Origin of the sequence: Herbaspirillum sp. ST 5-3 (assembly GCF_004804275.1) — a bacterium.
Classification (GTDB): Bacteria; Pseudomonadota; Gammaproteobacteria; order Burkholderiales; family Burkholderiaceae_D; genus Noviherbaspirillum.
In genome coordinates, this window is sequence record NZ_STGI01000007.1 from 238,548 (window position 1) to 254,947 (window position 16,400).

The window sequence follows — 16,400 nt, forward strand, 5'->3', positions numbered from 1 at the left end:
TCTGGGCCGCAGAGATCGCGCATGATCGGACTGATGGCGTAGCCGACACCTGATCATGCCTCCAGGTGCCGACGCATTTCGGATAGACCGTTCGCTGGCAAACGGATCACGCTAGATGAGCGACAACATTGCCGATTGGCCGACCTCGATCACGCTGGACAGGTCGTTGTCCGGATGGCGGAACAGATATTTGGCGAGTAATCCCGAGGGCATTCCGCTCTTTTGCGGATTGAACAATTCGACATTGCCGAATACCAGGAAGCTGTCCTTAGCCCGGGATACCGCCACATTCATCATGTTGCGACCGTCGTCGAAGAACATGCGACTCTTGTGGCCTTCGCCATAGACCGGAGAAAAGATCACGACCTCACGCTCCGCGCCCTGCAGGCGGTGCACGGTGCCGACCGTAATGCCGCCCCCTTTTTTCTTGGTATCGGGCATTTTCTTGCGAATCAGGTTGCTGATCTGGTTGGCCTGCGTGCTGAAGGGCGTGACCACGGCGACGATCTTGCTGATATGGAGGGGATGATTCGTCTTCGGATCGAGATAGTGGTTTTCCAGACGCTCGCGGTTGCGGACGATCCAGTCGACGATCGCGTGGGCTTCAGCGGTATTCTTGCGGCTTCTTCCCAGCTTTTGATCCTTGCTGCGCAGCGCAAAATGGCCAAAGGCGGGAAGGATTCTCTGCTCGGGCGGGATGGCGTCGCGCTTGGGTTCCAGCCGTCCGCCATAGACCAGCTCATTGCAATAGGCGATCAGCTCCGGGACACAGCGGCGATGTTCGGTCAGCATGAGGCCACGCACGTCCTGGTATTTCTGCAGCCGACAGGCACGCGCGGCGATCTGCATCAAATTACCCTTGGCGGCGGTATAGCCATCCTGCGCCATCTTCAAGTAATCGGGATGGTCCCATTTCTTGATCAGGCCAAACTTGGCCGCGTTGGCGCGATCGACGCCCTCCGGCACATTCCAGATCGGCTCGATCTGATAGATGTCGCCGACAACCACGGCACGCTTGGCCAGCGCAAAGGTCGGCGCGCCGATTTCCGGCGACACTTGACCGGCCTCGTCGACAATCAGCAGGTCGATCACATTCCACAGGGGAACGGGGCGATCTTTCCCCATCCAGCCACAAAAATAGGCTGGCGCCATATGGAAGTTCGAGACCATGCAGGGCGCGATCTTGGCGAAACGGCGCAGCATCGTTTCGAGTTTTTGCGGCGCTTTCGAGTCCTGGCTGCCTTCGCGCAAGCGCGTTTCCATCTCGGTAAGCCAGCAGCCCGACCAGTACCAATCCGCGATCTGGAACATACTCGCCCGGATATGGATATCGAGCTTGTCGTTCAAGTCGCGCAGGGATTCATCGGCCCAATCCTTGAACGTGTCGCCCAGCAGCACCAGCCAGCCGTTCATGAGCGTATCGACCTCGGCTATCGTGGCTGCGTTCTGCTTCCTTTGCTCACGTGCGTCATGACGGCGCGCGATGGCTTCATTTTCAACCTGCTGTATGCTGTCGACGGCAGCACGCGTACGCAATTTTTCGTGGCGGACCAGCCGCGCAAAATGATCGTCAATGCCGTCGTCGCGGTGCAGCAATGCGCTGGTGAGCTGGCAGGTCAACAGGAACGCGCGGTCGCGCGCATTACGCCAGCGTTTGACCGGGGGCAGGAATGCGAACAGGTCCAGCAATAACGACACGAATGAAGCCAGATAGCTATTCCATGCCAATTCGGCATCCTTGATCTCCTGCAGATTCCGTTGGTGCAGTGCCGCCTCCGTGGCTTTTTGCTCCGTGCACTCCTGGATGCGCAGTTCGGCTTGCGCGATCTCCTTGTCGGCCGCCTTGATGCGCCGCTCACAAGCCGAAATGACGCGCTTCATCCCTGTCAGCGCGCCGAGGGTTTCGTCCTCGCCGCACACGGTAAAAATCCGGTAGCGCAGTGTCACGGCGTCCTGCAAGAATTTGTAATTGCTATGCAGGATCATGCGCAGTGCAGTGGTGACTTCGTCCACCGTTTGCGTTTTCCCCTGTAGCTGAGGAAGCTTTTTGGCTTGCTCCAGATAAAAAGTCTTCGCGCGGGCGACCCAGTCCGGCGACTCGAATTGCACGAAGTAGTGCTCATTCGGGCCGTTGTAGGTAGGATGCTCGGAGTCCCTCGACGCGGAGGCCAAAAACAGGCCGAAGCCGCCGATGTCCGGCAGCCATCGCTCATGAGCATTTTCTTTACCCATCTTGGCAAAGCTGTCCAGCACGTTTTCAACCGCCTTGACGTTGGTTGACGTTGCCGCGATGATCGGACAGGGCTTGCCCTCAATGGCCGCCATCACCCATTCCTGGGCAACGACGCTTTGCAACAGCGTCGTTTTTCCCGTGCCGGGAGGGCCATTGACGGCGAGCACATCTCCTTCCTTCAGGCCGAGCAGCTCTGTCATCGCTTCATGCTGTGACGGCGACAACGGATATGTCCGGTTGATGTGTCCGACCGTTTTTTTCAGTCGCTCCGCGGATTGCGCGAGCGGCAACGGAGATTGGGCGCGTCGCTCCGGCATATGGGCGAGCGACTCAAGCAAAGGCGTTGCGGTTTGCCCCTCAGCCAGCAGATCGTAGAGGCGAATGATATGCCGCGCCATGATTGGCGGTTCATAGGGGATGCCGAACCACCCGTCGATTACGCCATGGTCGTCTACCTCCAAGAGCGAAGGGGCGTCTTCGTTGTCGCCAGGATCGCTGGCCAGCGCAGCCAGCCGATATCCGGTCACCTTTGCAAACAGCTCCTCGGCTAGTTTCAGGGTGTCGGTTAAGTTTTCAGGCGTGCGGGTGAGCTGAGTGATGAACTCGTCGAGATCGGCCAAGGCACCAATGGTCAACTCCTTATGGCTTGGCTCAAGCAGCTGCCGCGGGATCCACGGGAGACGGTCCGGATCGGCCAACAATGCTCCCTCCGCAGTCAGCAGGCAGGGAATGCATAGCGGGACGAGGATGTCTTCCGAATCGCCGCCCCCGCGTTTGATACCGTGACTGCTGGCAGGGGCCAATAAGGCGGGAAGCAATAGTAACGGGATCGGCTTGCGCGTGTCGCCGTCGTCCCCCTTGTTCATCTTGCTGGCTGCAAATGCCGCCTTGACCCAGCCTTCTGGCGCCTGCGTGACGTGCCATCCGGTGTCTGATTTTCCGATTTGGATAGGTTCGCAATCTTTCGGAACGGTCGGATGGGAAAGGCAGCTATCCGCGAGTGCCGCCCGCCAGTATGCAAGGAGCTTCAGCGTGGCGTCGGAAATTTGTTTTTGTTGAGCCATATGGAGTTGTCGCAAATGCAAACGGATTGGCGGTCAAGGATACCAGTGCCTTTTACTTTGTTGCAAATGGGAAATAAAGACGCCAAACGAGTGTCATACCCGTCTGTAGTTGAACACATCTCATTGCGCCTGAATTGCGACGCAACCCGCAAGCCCGGACTGTGGCTTCTGCGGGTTGCCACTGGTAGATTATGGCTATGCCTGTTATTGCGGTGTTAACAGTCAGGCGCTGTGTTTGTCTTCTGATAAAGAAATTCGCGTATTTTTGGCATTGACCGGCGACCCAAGGTAGGCGTTGCTGATTTGCGGACGGTTATGACCGAGTTGGCGAGCAACTTCAAGATAGGCGGCTTTGATGACATCGGGATCCGCCTCCAGGTTGCCACCACGTGCTGGTGCCGGGAGTTCCGTGATATCGAAGAACAGGTCGCCGGCAAATTGATGCCGCAACCCATGCGGCGTGACCCCAAGTTGCTTCATGCTAATGCCGGCCTTGCGCATCACATTGTCGAAGCGGTCGAGAGACTGTTTCAAGGTCATCCCCGCGCGTCCGATATGCGAGGTGGGATAGGGCGCCATACGGAGCGCATGGTCGAGCGCGCGGCGCTGGGCATCGGTCCGTATTGCCGTAAAGCGGAGACGACCGCCCTTGGTTCCTCGCTTCACGCGGAGGAAGGCAACATAGTGATCGGAAACCGGATGATTGGCCGGCACCGCATGCGCAGGAACGATTGCCGCATGGGGACAGAACATGACCGCTTCCTTGCGGCGCAAACCGAAGTGCAGCATCAGGCTCAGCTGCGCGGCCACGCACTCGTCGATTCGCGCCACTGCGGCGATCGCGTCCTCGACGTTCACGCTGTTGCCAGTCCAGCTTTTGTCCGCCTTCGCAATGTATGAGCGGGAAACCAGGGACGGATTGGTGACATAGCGTTCTGGCGCGAGCACCATGCCGGGCTTGCCGATCCATTTTGCGAATACACGCAAGAAGCTGAGTTGCTGCTGGATATATGCCGCACTGTAGGGGAGAGCCAGCATCGGAACGCCGCGTTCCTGGCATCGCTGAGCAATCGCCGAATCTGCTGTCCAGTATTGCACAAGCCGTATGATGTGGGTCCCATCCAGATTTTTCGGGTCCGGGGTGAACCCGAGGCGGCGCAGCAGGGTAAATATGCGGAACAAGGCATGTGCGCGTGCTGACGCCGTGCTGTGTGAGACGGACTTATTGCGTGTGCCATGGGCGTCATTGTGTTCGTCCAGGATCGCCTGCAGTTTTCTTTTCCAGTTTCTATTGTTACCCATGAAAAACCTCCTTGTTGCCGGACCTGGCCATTGGCGGACGCAAATAGGACTGCCTGGCGCGCCGGCGGCCGATACGCGGGCGATAGGTGCGTTCGCGCTTCGTGGATGTCGTTGCGGCGGGCAATTGGGAATACGGTTTCATCGTGACTCCAATCTTGTGGTGACTGCGTCGCTGTCAGGACGAAGTGATTTCAACAGTCAGATTCGTCATGCGGGGAAATCGGCGGAGCCAATGGCTCGCCGAACGGGCTAATCAATCCTGTGCGCGGCGCCCGAGCGCGTACGGATGGCGGATGAAGTTCGTCGCAGGGCGCGACATGGTGTGGCTTAAAAACGTGCATGCGAGACGCTCCCGTGTTTCCACGACTTGCATCCCCCCGCTTCAGGAGCGGGCGCGAACGGCGTCAAAGCGCCGCAGCGGCATCCGAGTTGCTACCCGGACCCGAAATTCGGATTGTTGTCATTGGAGGTTCTTCCTCGACTGCATCCTGGGCCCTACCACCAGGCCCACGCATCGATTGCGTGCTGATCGTTGCGCGCGACGCCTCCAGGACGACGCCACGCCACGCCGCTGGCTGATGCTCAGACAGCAATGAGCGCACGCGGGAAGAAACCACTCAGAAGATGAAGACATCGATCAGGTCGATGCGAGAATGAGTCGAGCTCATTTCGGTTGAAAGCCGTGCTCGACGGCGCCGGCTTACGGACGGCTGAAGACCAAGCACTCCGGGAAGACCGAACTCGACGGTTCGGCGCTCTGGGGACAGGTAACGACTGTAACGCCGCATTGAGAACGCGATGCTCATGGAAGCGGGTCCAGACAGCGTGATCAGAATAGGAAGGTTGCGACGGCCGGTCAAGCAGTCCGCCAGCGAAAACCCGTCGTCATTGATCGCGAAATGATTACGTAAGAACGTGCAAAGCGCCTCAGGCCTTGACGAGTGCATCAGTTGAGTTACCTCTGATCGTAAATCGTTTTGACGCGCAAAGCGCAGCGCTTTATCGCGCAGTCGTGGCTCAGTCGCCGGCGACTGATCAAAGGACTAGCCGTATGAAGCAATGGTTCTCGTATCAGTCGCCGCGCAGTCGTTGAAGACTGCGCCAGTGCTTCGCTAATGCCAAATGCGCTGGGAATATCGAGGGATTTTCACTGGCTTGGTCTGGAAGTTCGAGCTACTTTGGGATGGCCGAATTGTTATGGAGGGCAGGATGGGATCGATCGTTCGCGCAATCGATGTGGGTCGCGGAAATACCAAGTTCGTCGGCAGCGACGACGGGGACGACATAAAATACTTGCACTTCCCGTCAGAAGCTTATCCGTCAGAAGCAGAGAGAAAGGGAGATGGACTGGGGAGCAGGCGCAAGACCGTAAGCATTCCGGTCGATGGCTTGTTCTATGAGGTCGGGCCGGACGTTCACCTGGCGGCGGACGTGTTCAATGCCAAGGTGCTGCAGCACGACGCTTACTTTGAAACCGCCGAATATTTGGCGCTGGTGCGTGGAGCGTTGCATTACATGAAAGTCGAGGAAATTGACCTGCTGGTCGTGGGCCTACCGGTGGCGACTTTCAAGGTGCCGGGCCGTGTCTCCCTGCTGGAAAAGAGGATGCTTGGTAAGCACGATCTCGGCGGTGGACGCAGCGTTGTTGTCAAGAAGGTCAGGGTATTGGCGCAGCCGACCGGCGCGTTAATGCATTACGGAATGGTGCACAACAGACTGGCAGAGCTGCGCCGCGAAAAGAGCTTGATCATCGACCCAGGCGCTCGCACGTTCGACTGGATCGTCACGCAAGGAATGCAACAGATCGAGAGTAAAAGCCATTCGCTGAATCGAGGCATGTTCGACGTGCTCCAGAAGATTGCGGAAGGCATCAGCATGAAAACCGGCACGCAATTCCGCGAATTCGAGCCGATCGATGCCGCTCTGCGCGGCGGGAAAAAGCCGATCTTGTTCCAGAAGGAGTACGACATTTCCGCGCACCTGCCGGTGGCGCGCAAAGTGCCGGAACATGCGGTAGCCGAGATGCTGCATTATGTCGGCGACGCGAGCGATATTCAGAACATTATCATCGTCGGCGGCGGCGCCTTCTTTTTTAAGAAAGCGATCAAGGATGCTTTCCCGCGCCATAAAATCCACGAGCTGAAAGATGCGCTCTATGCCAATGTGAAGGGCTTCCAGTTGGCAGGGCGACTCCTCAACATGCAGGAACAGCAGACGCCCAAGGCGCCCCCCATGGTGGAATCCGATGGAGGTGAACATGAGTGAGCGCACCGATCGCCATACCCATGTGCTGCGCATGAATGTACAGGTGGCCAGGGAGGAACATCCCGATCTGTACGACGAACTGAAGAAGTTCGGCAAAGGGATCAAGCGCATACAACGGCTCAAGACACTGGCAAGCGAGCGGCTTCTGCTTGCCGGGAGCGTCAGATTCGTAGAGGCGGGGCGGCGAGAGGCGGCTTCGCCGCATACGGCCTATCTGGCGGGCGAGGATGAAATCGCTGCGGTTCACGAGCTGTGTCTGCCGCCGCTAAAGTAACACCGCTTTCCCTCGTGGAATGCTTCATCGATGATCGGCGATAGTTCACTGATCCTTTGCGGCGGAATAGGAATGTGGAATGCATGTTTGCATTGCTGATGAAGATTACGCAGCGATTACAAAATTGAAATCAATGCGTCACCTTCCCGACAGCTTTGATTTCATATCATGGTCTTGCTGTAAAACACTCTATATAGGAGAAATGATCATGATGAAAAAGATGCTGATTGCCGCAGCTGGTAGTTTGATGGCGGTGTCCGCGTTCGCAGTGGACGCAAGCCAAGTGGAAAAATCCATCGAGCTCAAAGATGGTTCGACCGTCTATCTTTTTAAGGACGGCAAGATGGGCATGGAGAACAAGATGGGCAAGGCTGTCCGCATGAAGCAAGGTCAAGTGATGGAAACCAAGGATGGCCAGAAGATCATCATGATTGGCGATGAAGTGGCCCGTTTGGATACCATTCTGCATGCGGATCATCGCGGCGGTGGTCATTAATCCACATAAAGTGTTTCCAAGAACGATTCCCTTGTTCGGCGCCTGAATTTGGCGCCGCTCTTTGGAAATGGTGGCGCGAGCGCATCGCGCCTTCGATTTTAAAAAGATATATCAGCGGAGGGTGTTATGGTTAAGAAGATCTTGATTGCTGTCGCGGGCGCGATGGTTGCGTTGTCCGCCTCTGCCGTGGATAACAGCAAAGTGGAAAAGTCCCTTGAACTCAAGGACGGTTCGACAGTGTACGTCTTCAAAGACGGCAAGATGGGCATGGAAAACAAGTTCGGACGCGTTGAAGCCATGAAGCCAGGGCATGTGATGGAAACTAAGGATGGCGAGCGCATCATCATGATCGGCAATGAAGTGTTCAGGCTGGACGAAGTGCTGCATGGATGGCATCGTAATTGATCCTGCCCGGCTCTTGCTTGAATAATCTTCGTTTTCGCGCCCCGTTCCAAGCGGGGCTGTTTTTTTTGAAATATTGACCAGTTATCGAATTCGATGTCATCGGAAGCTATCTGTTCCAGAAAGGCAGGTAAATAAATGAATCGACGTAATTTGATCGTGGCGGCGGCTCTTGCGATACCGTTGGTCAGTTTCGCTGCTGATGAAACCGCGCCGTATTCCCGTCGGATCGAACTCAAAGATGGCACGTACATCATTATCGATGCCGATGGCACCATGAGCCATTATGATAGTCGGCGTCAGCCCATGAAAATGGCGCCAGGCAAGCTCATGGAGGGCAAGGATGGTACCGTATATGAAATGCGTAACAACGCACTCTGGCAGCGACTTTGGTTGAGGGGAACGTTAAGGGATCCGAAATAAGGATGTTCCGTGATGTGAGCAACCTCGATCCAACAAAGAAGAAAGAATAAAGCCGGCGCAATGCCTAATGCCGTTCAGTTAAGCCTGAACGGCATTTTTATTTTTCGGTTGTAAACGTTCGCCATCGCTGTTAACCTGCGTCGCGATGTTCAACGACGCCCTCCATTTTCTTGCTGATGGTCTAGAGGCCCCTGACTGGAGGCGGCTGGGCCAGCATTTGCCGTATGAGTGGATCGAGGAAGCGGTGGTCTGCACGCATACGGTAAGCATCCGCCATCGGCGGCTGCCGGCAGAGCAGGTCGTATGGCTGGTGATCGCGCTGGCGTTGTATCGCCACAAATCGATTGGCGAGGTGCTCGACGACCTGGGCCTGGCGTTACCGGACGAACAAACGCCGTTCGTGAGCAAGAGTGCCGCCGCACAGGCGCGCCAGCGTGTGGGTTGCGAACCGCTGCAATGGTTGTTCGAGCGCTCAGCGCAGATGTGGTGCGAGCAAGACCGTCGAGCCTATTTATTCAAGGGCTTGCAGTTGTTTGCGATGGATGGCACCACGCTGCGCACCCATGACACGACAGGCAATCGCGATCATTTTGGGGCGCAGAACTACGTCGGCGAGACCGTAGCCAGCTATCCCCAGGTGCGCGGCGTGACGCTCACCGCGCTGCCCACCCACTTAATCCGCCACGCCGTTTTTGGGCCGTACGCGACCAATGAGATGCTGTACGCAAAGCAACTGGTAGCCCATATCCCGGCTGATTCGCTCACCGTATTTGACCGTGGCTTTCTGTCTGCCGAAATACTGTGCGAACTGACTGCGGGTGCCGACAATCGTCACTTCCTGATTCCCGCCAAATCCAATACCAAGTGGGAAGTGCTCGAGGGGGATGAACAAGACGCCATCGTGCGCATGCGGGTGTCGCCGCAAGCCCGCGCCAAGTGTCCCGCGTTGCCCGAGTTCTGGGAAGCGCGCGCGGTCACAGTCATCGACCAACATGCCCGCAAGACAATTCTGCTCACTTCGCTGCGCGACCGCCGGCGCTATCGCCCGGTCGATATCGCTGCCTGCTACGAACAGCGCTGGCGCATCGAAACGAGCTATCGCGAACTGAAGCAAACTATGCTCGGCACGGCGTTGACCTTACGATCGAAGACCGTCGATGGCGTATATCAGGAAATTTGGGGCACGCTCATTGCCTACAATCTGATCCGGCTTGAAATCGCGAAAGCCGCCCTGGTCGCCAAGTGCGAGCCAGCCGAAGTGAGCTTCATCCGAGCCTTCCACCTGATTCAATTCGAACTGCACTGGGCGGCGGTGACGCGTTCCTACGGCAAGTTGCCGGCAGCGATGCAGCACTTGCGCGAAAGGCTGGTTAGCCTCCTGAATGAAGAACGGCCCGGTCGCTCGTACGACCGGGCCGTCAAGGCCATACCCAAGCGTTATGCCGTTCGCGTCATGAAAAAGTCTCCTTAACTGAACGGCATTACGGCGCAATGCCGGCTTTATTTTTCAGACTTTACTTGCCATCCCTGGGATGAAAGTGCTTGCTCTTGTCGTTGGCCGGATTGACCTTCTTCGCCTTCGGTTGGCCGGTGGCTGCGTCATCGCCCGTCTTGTCGTCAGCCTTCGAGGACGACATGCCTGTTTTTTCTTCCATGTGGGAGTGCGGCTTCATTTTTGTCATCGAATGATCCTGCGACATGCTAGCGTCGCCTTTGGCATCGGTCGGCGTGTCTGCGGCGCGGGCGTTCAACGAGAGGAGCGCGACAAAGCTGAAGACGCTGGCGACGAGGGCAGAAGTACGTTTCATGGCTATTTCCTTTGGCTGGTTGATAAAATGCTCAAAGCGCTGTTGCGACTGCAATCAAACTCGTTGCGCAAATACAGTATGCACAATGCCGGCTGTCTTTGACATTACGGGAACATTACATTCTTGTTATCTGGCAGCATGCTCTGTGAATCGCCGCGCGGCATGAAAATGCCTTACGGTTGTCTGCAATCGGTTTCCCTTCATTTGCATAGGCGGACGAATGCATGACACGGAAATTACATTTCTGTAATCTGCACGACTTTGGTGCGGCTGCCTGCATAATGACGCCGGTACTTGATCGTGTTGGAGGAAGCAATGAAAATCCTGGTGGTGGAGGACGAGCCCAAGATGGGCGAGTATTTAAGGCAGGGATTGGTCGAGGCCGGGTTCGTGGTTGATCTTGCGCAGGACGGCAGGGACGGCATGCATCAAGGCGTCACCGGAAATTATGACCTCGCGATCCTCGATGTGATGCTGCCGGGTGCCGATGGTTGGCAAATACTGCGGGCGATTCGCAACGCCGGCAAGGAAATGCCGGTACTGTTTCTGACCGCGCGCGACCATGTAGACGATCGCGTCAAGGGGCTGGAACTGGGGGCGGACGATTACCTGGTCAAGCCGTTCGCATTTTCGGAATTGCTGGCCAGGGTGCGCACGCTCTTGCGACGTGGTGTAAGAAGCAGCAGTCCCGAAGTATTGCGTGCGGCTGATCTCGAGCTTGACCTTATGCGCCGCCGGGTGATTCGTGCAGGTACGCGTATTGACCTGACGGCCAAGGAATTTTCGTTATTGGAGCTGCTCTTGCGCCGGCAAGGCGAGGTGTTGCCCCGATCGTTGATCGCCTCGCAGGTCTGGGACATGAACTTTGACAGCGATACAAACGTCATTGAGGTCGCCGTGCGACGGCTGCGTTCCAAGGTCGATGACGGGTTCGACCTCAAACTGATCCAGACAGTGCGCGGTATGGGGTATGTGCTGGATGCTAGCGGGCAGGCATGATACGGCGCATGTCCCTTACCGCACGTCTGACGTTCCTGTTTGCACACACGTCGGCGGCATTGTTGCTGGGCGTAGGTTTTTTGGTCAGCAATCTGGTGGATCGGCACTTTGAAGAGCTGGATCTGGAGGCATTGAACGGCAAGATCGCGCTGGTACAGCATGCGCTTGCGAAGGTGCAGTCCCGCGCCGATCTGGAAGCTTTTCCGGCGCAAGTCGATACCGCCTTGGTCGGCCATCCTGGTCTTGCGCTCGCCATTGTCTGGCCGGATGGATCAACGCTGTTTGCGACGCCGGGGGCCAATATCCCCAAGCCGCAGCTTGCACAGGTCTCTGACACGCGCCCCTCGCGTCCGTCAATGTGGACCGACCGTGACGGTATGACGTTTCGAAGCATTTCCGCTCTCGCCCCGCTCGGCTTACCCGGTTCACCGGCGGCGATCGTCACGGTCGCTATCGATGTGTCGCATCACCAGCATTTCATCGCTTCATTCCAGAGGACGCTATGGATCATCGTCGTGGCTGCCGCGATTCTAAGCGGCTTTGTCGGACGGATTGCTGTTCGACGTGGGCTGGCGCCGTTAAGAGAGATCAAGCAGGGGGCTTCAGGCATTACGGCAAGCCGCCTGGATTATCGGCTTGCATTGCAATCGGTTCCTCCGGAATTGGAGGAGTTGGTTCAGGCATTAAATACGATGTTTAGCCGGCTCCAGGAATCCTTCCAGCGCTTATCGGATTTTTCGTCGGATCTCGCGCATGAACTGCGTACGCCGGTCAGCAATATGCTGATGCAGACGCAAGTCACGTTGTCCAAGGTGCGCACGGCGGACGAGTATCGGGAAATTCTGTACTCGAACGTGGAGGAATTTACGCGCCTGTCCCGGATGATCGGCGATATGCTGTTCCTGGCAAAAGCCGACCACGGACTGGTGTCGCCATTTCATGAGTCGGTTGACCTGGTGCGCGAGGTGCAAGACCTGTTTTCCTTTTTCGAGGTTGTGGCTGAAGCGAAAAGTGTCCGGCTCGCGCTTAGCGGCAACGGGGAAGTGCTCGGGGACAGGATGCTCCTGCGCAGGGTAATCAGCAATATCTTGTCGAATGCGATACGACACAGCACCGAATCGGGGGAGGTGCGCTTCACCATTGAACCCGTCGCGGGGAAAGACGAGTTGCGACTTGCCATCGATAATACCGGTGAGCCGATCGCAGAAGAACATATTCCCCGCCTGTTCGATCGCTTCTATCGCGTAGATGCGTCCCGCCAGGGCTCATCGGAAAATGTCGGGCTGGGCCTGGCCATCGCGAAGTCTATCGTCGTCCTGCATGGCGGGACCATCGAAGCGAAATCCGGCAACGGGATCACGCGCTTTGAAATTCGTTTACCGCGCAAGACATCAAGCTTGTGTGTGTAACGACATCAAAGTGGGGGAACGAAGATCGCACGCCTTCACATAACACATTTGTAACCCACTCATCGCAAAATGTGCATTACTATTCAGCACAACTACAGGTGGTATCGCTCTCGGCAAGAGATCCACGCTCGGCAATGGTTGACTTGGATCAATGTTCGAGTTTGCGCGATTTGCCTAGAATCTAAATAAATCCAGAACAGTGACCGTTCAATGTCCATGCAGCTATCTCGTCAACACCGGCTCGTCGCAGCGTTCATCGCGCTGACCAGCATGCTGTTCGTTCAGCTTGCTGTGGCGGCATATGCATGCCCAAGCCGGCAGATCGCGCAAGTGGCTGAACTGGCCGCAATGTCAGCGCACGTCGATGAGCATGAGCACATGAACGGCTGCGAAGGCGCGGACGGAGAGAAATCCGCGCTCTGTCACGCCCATTGTCAGCCCGATTCGCAGTCGCTCGATAAGCCGCAACTGCCCGATGTTTCTACTTTCATGGCGCTCGCTCTGGTATCGACCGTCTTCGATTCAGGCGCCTTGCTTCAACCGATTATCGCGCCACGCGCTGATCTTTTCCTGAGCCGGATTACTTCGCCGCCTTTGTTCATCCGGAATTGCTGTTTCCGCATTTGATCTTCCAGGCCGAATGACTTGCCGCCGTCACGCCAATGGCGGACGGCACTCGTTTCCCGCTGCCTGGAGGATCTATGCCATCTTGTTTACTTGCGCCCCTGTCGAAGGGCACACATCCGAATCATCGTTTTCGATTCTGTGGCAATGGACTCGCAGCAGCTTCGATATTCCTTCCTTTATCCTGTAGGAGAAAGCAGATGCAACATGCGTTGCGTGCATGCGCTGTCGCCATCGTCATGGCGTTTGGCGCACCTGGCATTGCAGTATCAAGTGAACCGGTTCCTGGAAGCAGTGTAGAAAGCCTGCTTGAGTTCGCGAGGACAAACAACCCCGAGTACGCCGCGATGCGCCATGAGGCCGATGCTGCCAGCGAACGCATCCTTCCGGCCGGTGCATTGCCCGACCCCAGGCTGCGCGTGGAGTTACAGGACATTACGATGGGCGGACAGCAAAGCCCGACCTTGTCCCCGAATAAGGTTGGCAGCACCAAATATACGCTGATGCAGGAGCTGCCATGGTTCGGCAAGCGCGACCTCAAGCGAGAGATCGCAGCGCTGGAGTTGGAAGGCGCGAAAGGGCGTGCGGCGGGTACCTGGTCGGAACTGTCCGCGCGTATCAAGTCAGGGTACGCACAGTCTTACTACCTCTATCAGAACGAGCGTTTGACCAACGAGATCCTGGATCTCATGACGCGGTTGGAGAAAATCGCCCAGGTGCGTTACGCCGGCGGCCTCACGGCGCAGCAGGATGTGATTCGCGCGCAGGTAGAGCAAACCAATCTCAGAAACGAACTCATTGCGCTGGAAAACGAGCAGCGCATGAACCGTTCGCTGTTGAATATGCTGCTGGCGCGTCCGGCGACTGCACCGCTTGCCGAGCCGGAGCAACTGCGCCCGTTGCCGGCGCCGGTCCGGCTTGATCCGGCGGCGCTGGCAGACCGCGTGCGCGGCCGTAACCCCCAACTTTTTGCTGAAGACGCAAGGCTCAGGGCTGCGGAGAAAAACCGTGAGCTGACCTACAAGAACCGCTATCCGGATTTCGCGGTCGGCGTCGCTCCGATGCAGTTCGGGAATTCCATCAAGGAATGGGAGTTGATGGTCGAGCTCAACATCCCTCTGCAACAGTCGACGCGTCGTTCCCAGGAGCGCGAAGCGGAAGCGATGCTGTCGGCGGCTCACTCCCGCAAGGAGGCGGTCGCCAACCAGGTGCTGGCTGAACTGACCGAAAACCTTTCCGGGCTGGATGCTGCACGGCGTACCGAGATGACGATTGCAAACAGCTTGTTGCCACAGGCCGAACTGACCTTCAAGTCGGCGCTGGCCAGCTATGAAAACGGCAAGGTGGATTTTGCGACGCTGCTCGACGCGCAGCGCCAGATTCGCCAGGCGAAACAGAACCAGATCAAGGCGCAGGCGGAAGGACAGGCGCGCCTGGCGGAAATCGAACGACTCTTGGGAGAAGAATTATGAAACAGGGTGCGAACATTGCGATCGGCGGCCTGATTGTTGCCGCGTTGGCGGCGGGTGGCGGTTATTGGATGGGCAATCGCGGGGCAGTTGGGGGGCATAGCGAAGTCCATGCCGCTACCCCGGCAGCAGACGGAGGGAAGAAGGAACGCAAGGTCCTTTATTACCGCAATCCGATGGGCTTGCCCGATACATCACCGGTGCCGAAGAAAGACCCGATGGGGATGGATTACATTCCGGTCTATGAAGGCGAGGAAGACCTCGAGCCGGCAAGTGCGAACCAGATCAAGATCAGCACCGAGAAGGTCCAGAAACTTGGCGTCAGGACGGAAGCGGCGAGCGTGAAGGCGATCGACAAGGTAGTCCGGGCCTCCGGGCGCATAGAGCCGGATGAGCGGCGCATCTATACCATCTCGCCCAAGTTCGAAGGTTATGTGGAACGCCTGCATGTGAATGTCACCGGCCAGTCGGTTGGCAAAGGGCAGGCGCTGTTCGAGGTGTACAGCCCGGAGCTGGTGTCCGCGCAACGCGAATACGCGATCGCGGCACAAGGCGTGCAATCCCTCAAGGCTGCAGGTTCCGACGCGCAGACCGGAATGAATCAGTTGGCCGATTCCAGCCTGCTGCGCCTGAAGAACTGGGACATTTCGGAAGAACAGATCAAGGCGTTGGCGAAGGCCGGCGAAGCGAAACGCACCATGACTTTCCGCTCCCCGGTAGCCGGCATCGTGACCGAGAAGAAGGCGGTGCAAGGCATGCGATTCATGCCGGGTGAGATGCTGTACCAGGTCGCGGACCTGTCGTCCGTCTGGGTGCTGGCGGATGTGTTCGAGCAGGACATCGGGCTGGTCAAGCCGGGTGCCAAGACCAAGGTGTCGATCAACGCCTATCCGGACAAGGTATTCGACGGCGACATCACTTACGTCTATCCGACATTGAAATCCGAGACGCGGACCGCCCAGGTGCGTATCGAACTACAGAATCCCGGCCTGTTGCTTAAACCTGGCATGTTCGCGCAGGTCGAGCTTGGTGTCCCCGCCAAGAGCAATGCCGTGACGGTTCCGGTGTCAGCCGTGATCGACAGCGGCACGCGCCGCATTGTGCTGGTGCAGGCGAAGGAAGGCCGCTTCGAGCCGCGCGAAGTCAAGCTTGGCGCGCGCAGCGACAATTACGTGGAAGTGCTGGACGGCGTCAAGGACGGCGAACAGGTGGTCGTTGCAGCGAACTTCCTGATCGATGCCGAAAGCAACCTGAAGGCAGCCGTCGGCAGCTTCGGCCATGCAGCCCATGGCGGCGGAAAACCGGCCCAGGAAGAACAGGCCACGAAGAGTCCGGCTGCCGGTGCAGGACACAAGGCCGAAGGCACGGTGGACAGCGTCGATGCCAAGGCAGGGATGGTCAGCATCAACCACGGTCCGGTGGAGAGCCTGAAATGGCCGGGCATGACGATGGAATTCAAGGTCGCCAACGAGGCGCTGCTGAAGGATCTGAAACCCGGGGCCGCCGTCGCGTTCGAGTTCGTCGAGCGGCAGCCCGGGGAATGGGTGATCACCAGCATCAAGCCCGGCATGGGCGGTATGCATGATGCCGCTTCTCACGACGCTAACGCGCATGCCGGACACTGACAGGGAA

15 protein-coding genes are annotated in these 16,400 nt (G+C 57.4%); 11 read left to right on the forward strand and 4 right to left on the reverse strand.

Annotation, left to right across the window (positions count from 1 at the left end; genetic code table 11):
* Nucleotides 1-111 precede the first annotated feature (111 nt).
* The 3 genes from E6W33_RS15785 to E6W33_RS27075 form a co-directional block, all read right to left on the reverse strand.
* On the reverse strand, nt 112-3,297 hold the full coding sequence (locus tag E6W33_RS15785; protein ID WP_136418265.1) for a DEAD/DEAH box helicase: 3,186 nt from the start codon (nt 3,295-3,297) through the stop codon (nt 112-114).
* 222 nt (nt 3,298-3,519) lie between these two features.
* Nucleotides 3,520-4,599 carry an integrase domain-containing protein gene (locus E6W33_RS15790; protein WP_136418266.1) on the reverse strand — a complete coding sequence of 360 codons (1,080 nt, stop codon included), beginning with the start codon at nt 4,597-4,599 and terminating at the stop codon, nt 3,520-3,522.
* Complete coding sequence (locus E6W33_RS27075; protein ID WP_168798662.1) at nt 4,592-4,741, reverse strand: hypothetical protein; 150 nt, start codon at nt 4,739-4,741, stop codon at nt 4,592-4,594. Before E6W33_RS27075 ends, E6W33_RS15790 begins: the two co-directional genes overlap by 8 nt.
* A gap of 1,067 nt (nt 4,742-5,808) precedes the next feature.
* On the opposite strand from E6W33_RS27075, the gene E6W33_RS15795 reads away from it, so the two are divergent.
* The 6 genes from E6W33_RS15795 to E6W33_RS15820 all read left to right on the forward strand — a co-directional run bounded on the left by E6W33_RS15795 (nt 5,809) and on the right by E6W33_RS15820 (nt 9,930).
* Nucleotides 5,809-6,864, forward strand: coding sequence for a PRTRC system protein D (locus E6W33_RS15795; RefSeq protein WP_136418267.1), 1,056 nt, complete (start codon nt 5,809-5,811; stop codon nt 6,862-6,864).
* Complete coding sequence (locus tag E6W33_RS15800; RefSeq protein ID WP_136418268.1) at nt 6,857-7,138, forward strand: hypothetical protein; 282 nt, start codon at nt 6,857-6,859, stop codon at nt 7,136-7,138. The genes E6W33_RS15795 and E6W33_RS15800 overlap by 8 nt, the downstream gene beginning before the upstream one ends.
* A 208-nt stretch (nt 7,139-7,346) precedes the next feature.
* Complete coding sequence (copK, locus tag E6W33_RS15805) at nt 7,347-7,634, forward strand: periplasmic Cu(I)/Cu(II)-binding protein CopK (RefSeq protein ID WP_136418269.1); 288 nt, start codon at nt 7,347-7,349, stop codon at nt 7,632-7,634.
* A gap of 126 nt (nt 7,635-7,760) precedes the next feature.
* Complete coding sequence (copK, locus tag E6W33_RS15810) at nt 7,761-8,039, forward strand: periplasmic Cu(I)/Cu(II)-binding protein CopK (RefSeq protein WP_136418270.1); 279 nt, start codon at nt 7,761-7,763, stop codon at nt 8,037-8,039.
* Between the two features lie 135 nt (nt 8,040-8,174).
* Nucleotides 8,175-8,459, forward strand: a complete 285-nt coding sequence (locus E6W33_RS15815; RefSeq protein ID WP_136418271.1) for a CopK family periplasmic copper-binding protein — start codon at nt 8,175-8,177, stop codon at nt 8,457-8,459.
* A 145-nt stretch (nt 8,460-8,604) separates the two neighbouring features.
* Nucleotides 8,605-9,930: an IS4 family transposase gene (locus tag E6W33_RS15820; protein WP_136418272.1), complete on the forward strand. Its 1,326-nt coding sequence runs from the start codon at nt 8,605-8,607 to the stop codon at nt 9,928-9,930.
* Between the two features lie 43 nt (nt 9,931-9,973).
* Here the strand turns inward: E6W33_RS15820 and E6W33_RS15825 are convergent, their stop codons facing one another.
* Entirely contained in the window at nt 9,974-10,267 is a 294-nt protein-coding gene (locus E6W33_RS15825; RefSeq protein ID WP_136418273.1) for a hypothetical protein, read from the reverse strand.
* Nucleotides 10,268-10,582: 315 nt separating this feature from the next.
* Between E6W33_RS15825 and E6W33_RS15830 the strand changes: the two genes are divergently transcribed.
* The 5 genes from E6W33_RS15830 (at nt 10,583) to E6W33_RS15850 (ending at nt 16,393) form a co-directional block, all read left to right on the forward strand.
* Nucleotides 10,583-11,266 carry a heavy metal response regulator transcription factor gene (locus E6W33_RS15830; RefSeq protein WP_136418274.1) on the forward strand — a complete coding sequence of 228 codons (684 nt, stop codon included), beginning with the start codon at nt 10,583-10,585 and terminating at the stop codon, nt 11,264-11,266.
* An 8-nt stretch (nt 11,267-11,274) separates the two neighbouring features.
* A complete protein-coding gene (locus tag E6W33_RS15835) occupies nt 11,275-12,675 on the forward strand; it encodes a heavy metal sensor histidine kinase (RefSeq protein WP_247869658.1) in 1,401 nt (466 codons plus the stop codon).
* Nucleotides 12,676-12,891: 216 nt separating this feature from the next.
* The gene (locus tag E6W33_RS15840) at nt 12,892-13,302 is read left to right on the forward strand and encodes a hypothetical protein (protein WP_168798663.1); all 411 of its coding nucleotides are present in this window, start codon (nt 12,892-12,894) and stop codon (nt 13,300-13,302) included.
* 236 nt (nt 13,303-13,538) lie between these two features.
* A complete protein-coding gene (locus E6W33_RS15845) occupies nt 13,539-14,771 on the forward strand; it encodes a TolC family protein (protein WP_247869665.1) in 1,233 nt (410 codons plus the stop codon).
* Nucleotides 14,768-16,393 carry an efflux RND transporter periplasmic adaptor subunit gene (locus E6W33_RS15850; RefSeq protein ID WP_136418277.1) on the forward strand — a complete coding sequence of 542 codons (1,626 nt, stop codon included), beginning with the start codon at nt 14,768-14,770 and terminating at the stop codon, nt 16,391-16,393. The genes E6W33_RS15845 and E6W33_RS15850 overlap by 4 nt, the downstream gene beginning before the upstream one ends.
* The last annotated feature ends 7 nt before the right edge of the window (nt 16,394-16,400 follow it).

Bases quoted from the DNA above. Each gene is read 5' to 3' on its own strand.
- E6W33_RS27075 (WP_168798662.1), bottom strand. From the start codon at position 4,741: ATGAAACCGTATTCCCAATTGCCCGCCGCAACGACATCCACGAAGCGC.
- E6W33_RS15835 (WP_247869658.1), top strand. From the start codon at position 11,275: ATGTCCCTTACCGCACGTCTGACGTTCCTGTTTGCACACACGTCGGCG.
- copK (WP_136418270.1), top strand. From the start codon at position 7,761: ATGGTTAAGAAGATCTTGATTGCTGTCGCGGGCGCGATGGTTGCGTTG.
- E6W33_RS15815 (WP_136418271.1), top strand. From the start codon at position 8,175: ATGAATCGACGTAATTTGATCGTGGCGGCGGCTCTTGCGATACCGTTG.
- E6W33_RS15840 (WP_168798663.1), top strand. From the start codon at position 12,892: ATGCAGCTATCTCGTCAACACCGGCTCGTCGCAGCGTTCATCGCGCTG.
- E6W33_RS15820 (WP_136418272.1), top strand. From the start codon at position 8,605: ATGTTCAACGACGCCCTCCATTTTCTTGCTGATGGTCTAGAGGCCCCT.
- E6W33_RS15845 (WP_247869665.1), top strand. From the start codon at position 13,539: ATGGCGTTTGGCGCACCTGGCATTGCAGTATCAAGTGAACCGGTTCCT.
- E6W33_RS15790 (WP_136418266.1), bottom strand. From the start codon at position 4,599: ATGGGTAACAATAGAAACTGGAAAAGAAAACTGCAGGCGATCCTGGAC.
- E6W33_RS15850 (WP_136418277.1), top strand. From the start codon at position 14,768: ATGAAACAGGGTGCGAACATTGCGATCGGCGGCCTGATTGTTGCCGCG.
- E6W33_RS15785 (WP_136418265.1), bottom strand. From the start codon at position 3,297: ATGGCTCAACAAAAACAAATTTCCGACGCCACGCTGAAGCTCCTTGCA.
- E6W33_RS15795 (WP_136418267.1), top strand. From the start codon at position 5,809: ATGGGATCGATCGTTCGCGCAATCGATGTGGGTCGCGGAAATACCAAG.
- E6W33_RS15830 (WP_136418274.1), top strand. From the start codon at position 10,583: ATGAAAATCCTGGTGGTGGAGGACGAGCCCAAGATGGGCGAGTATTTA.
- E6W33_RS15825 (WP_136418273.1), bottom strand. From the start codon at position 10,267: ATGAAACGTACTTCTGCCCTCGTCGCCAGCGTCTTCAGCTTTGTCGCG.
- copK (WP_136418269.1), top strand. From the start codon at position 7,347: ATGATGAAAAAGATGCTGATTGCCGCAGCTGGTAGTTTGATGGCGGTG.
- E6W33_RS15800 (WP_136418268.1), top strand. From the start codon at position 6,857: ATGAGTGAGCGCACCGATCGCCATACCCATGTGCTGCGCATGAATGTA.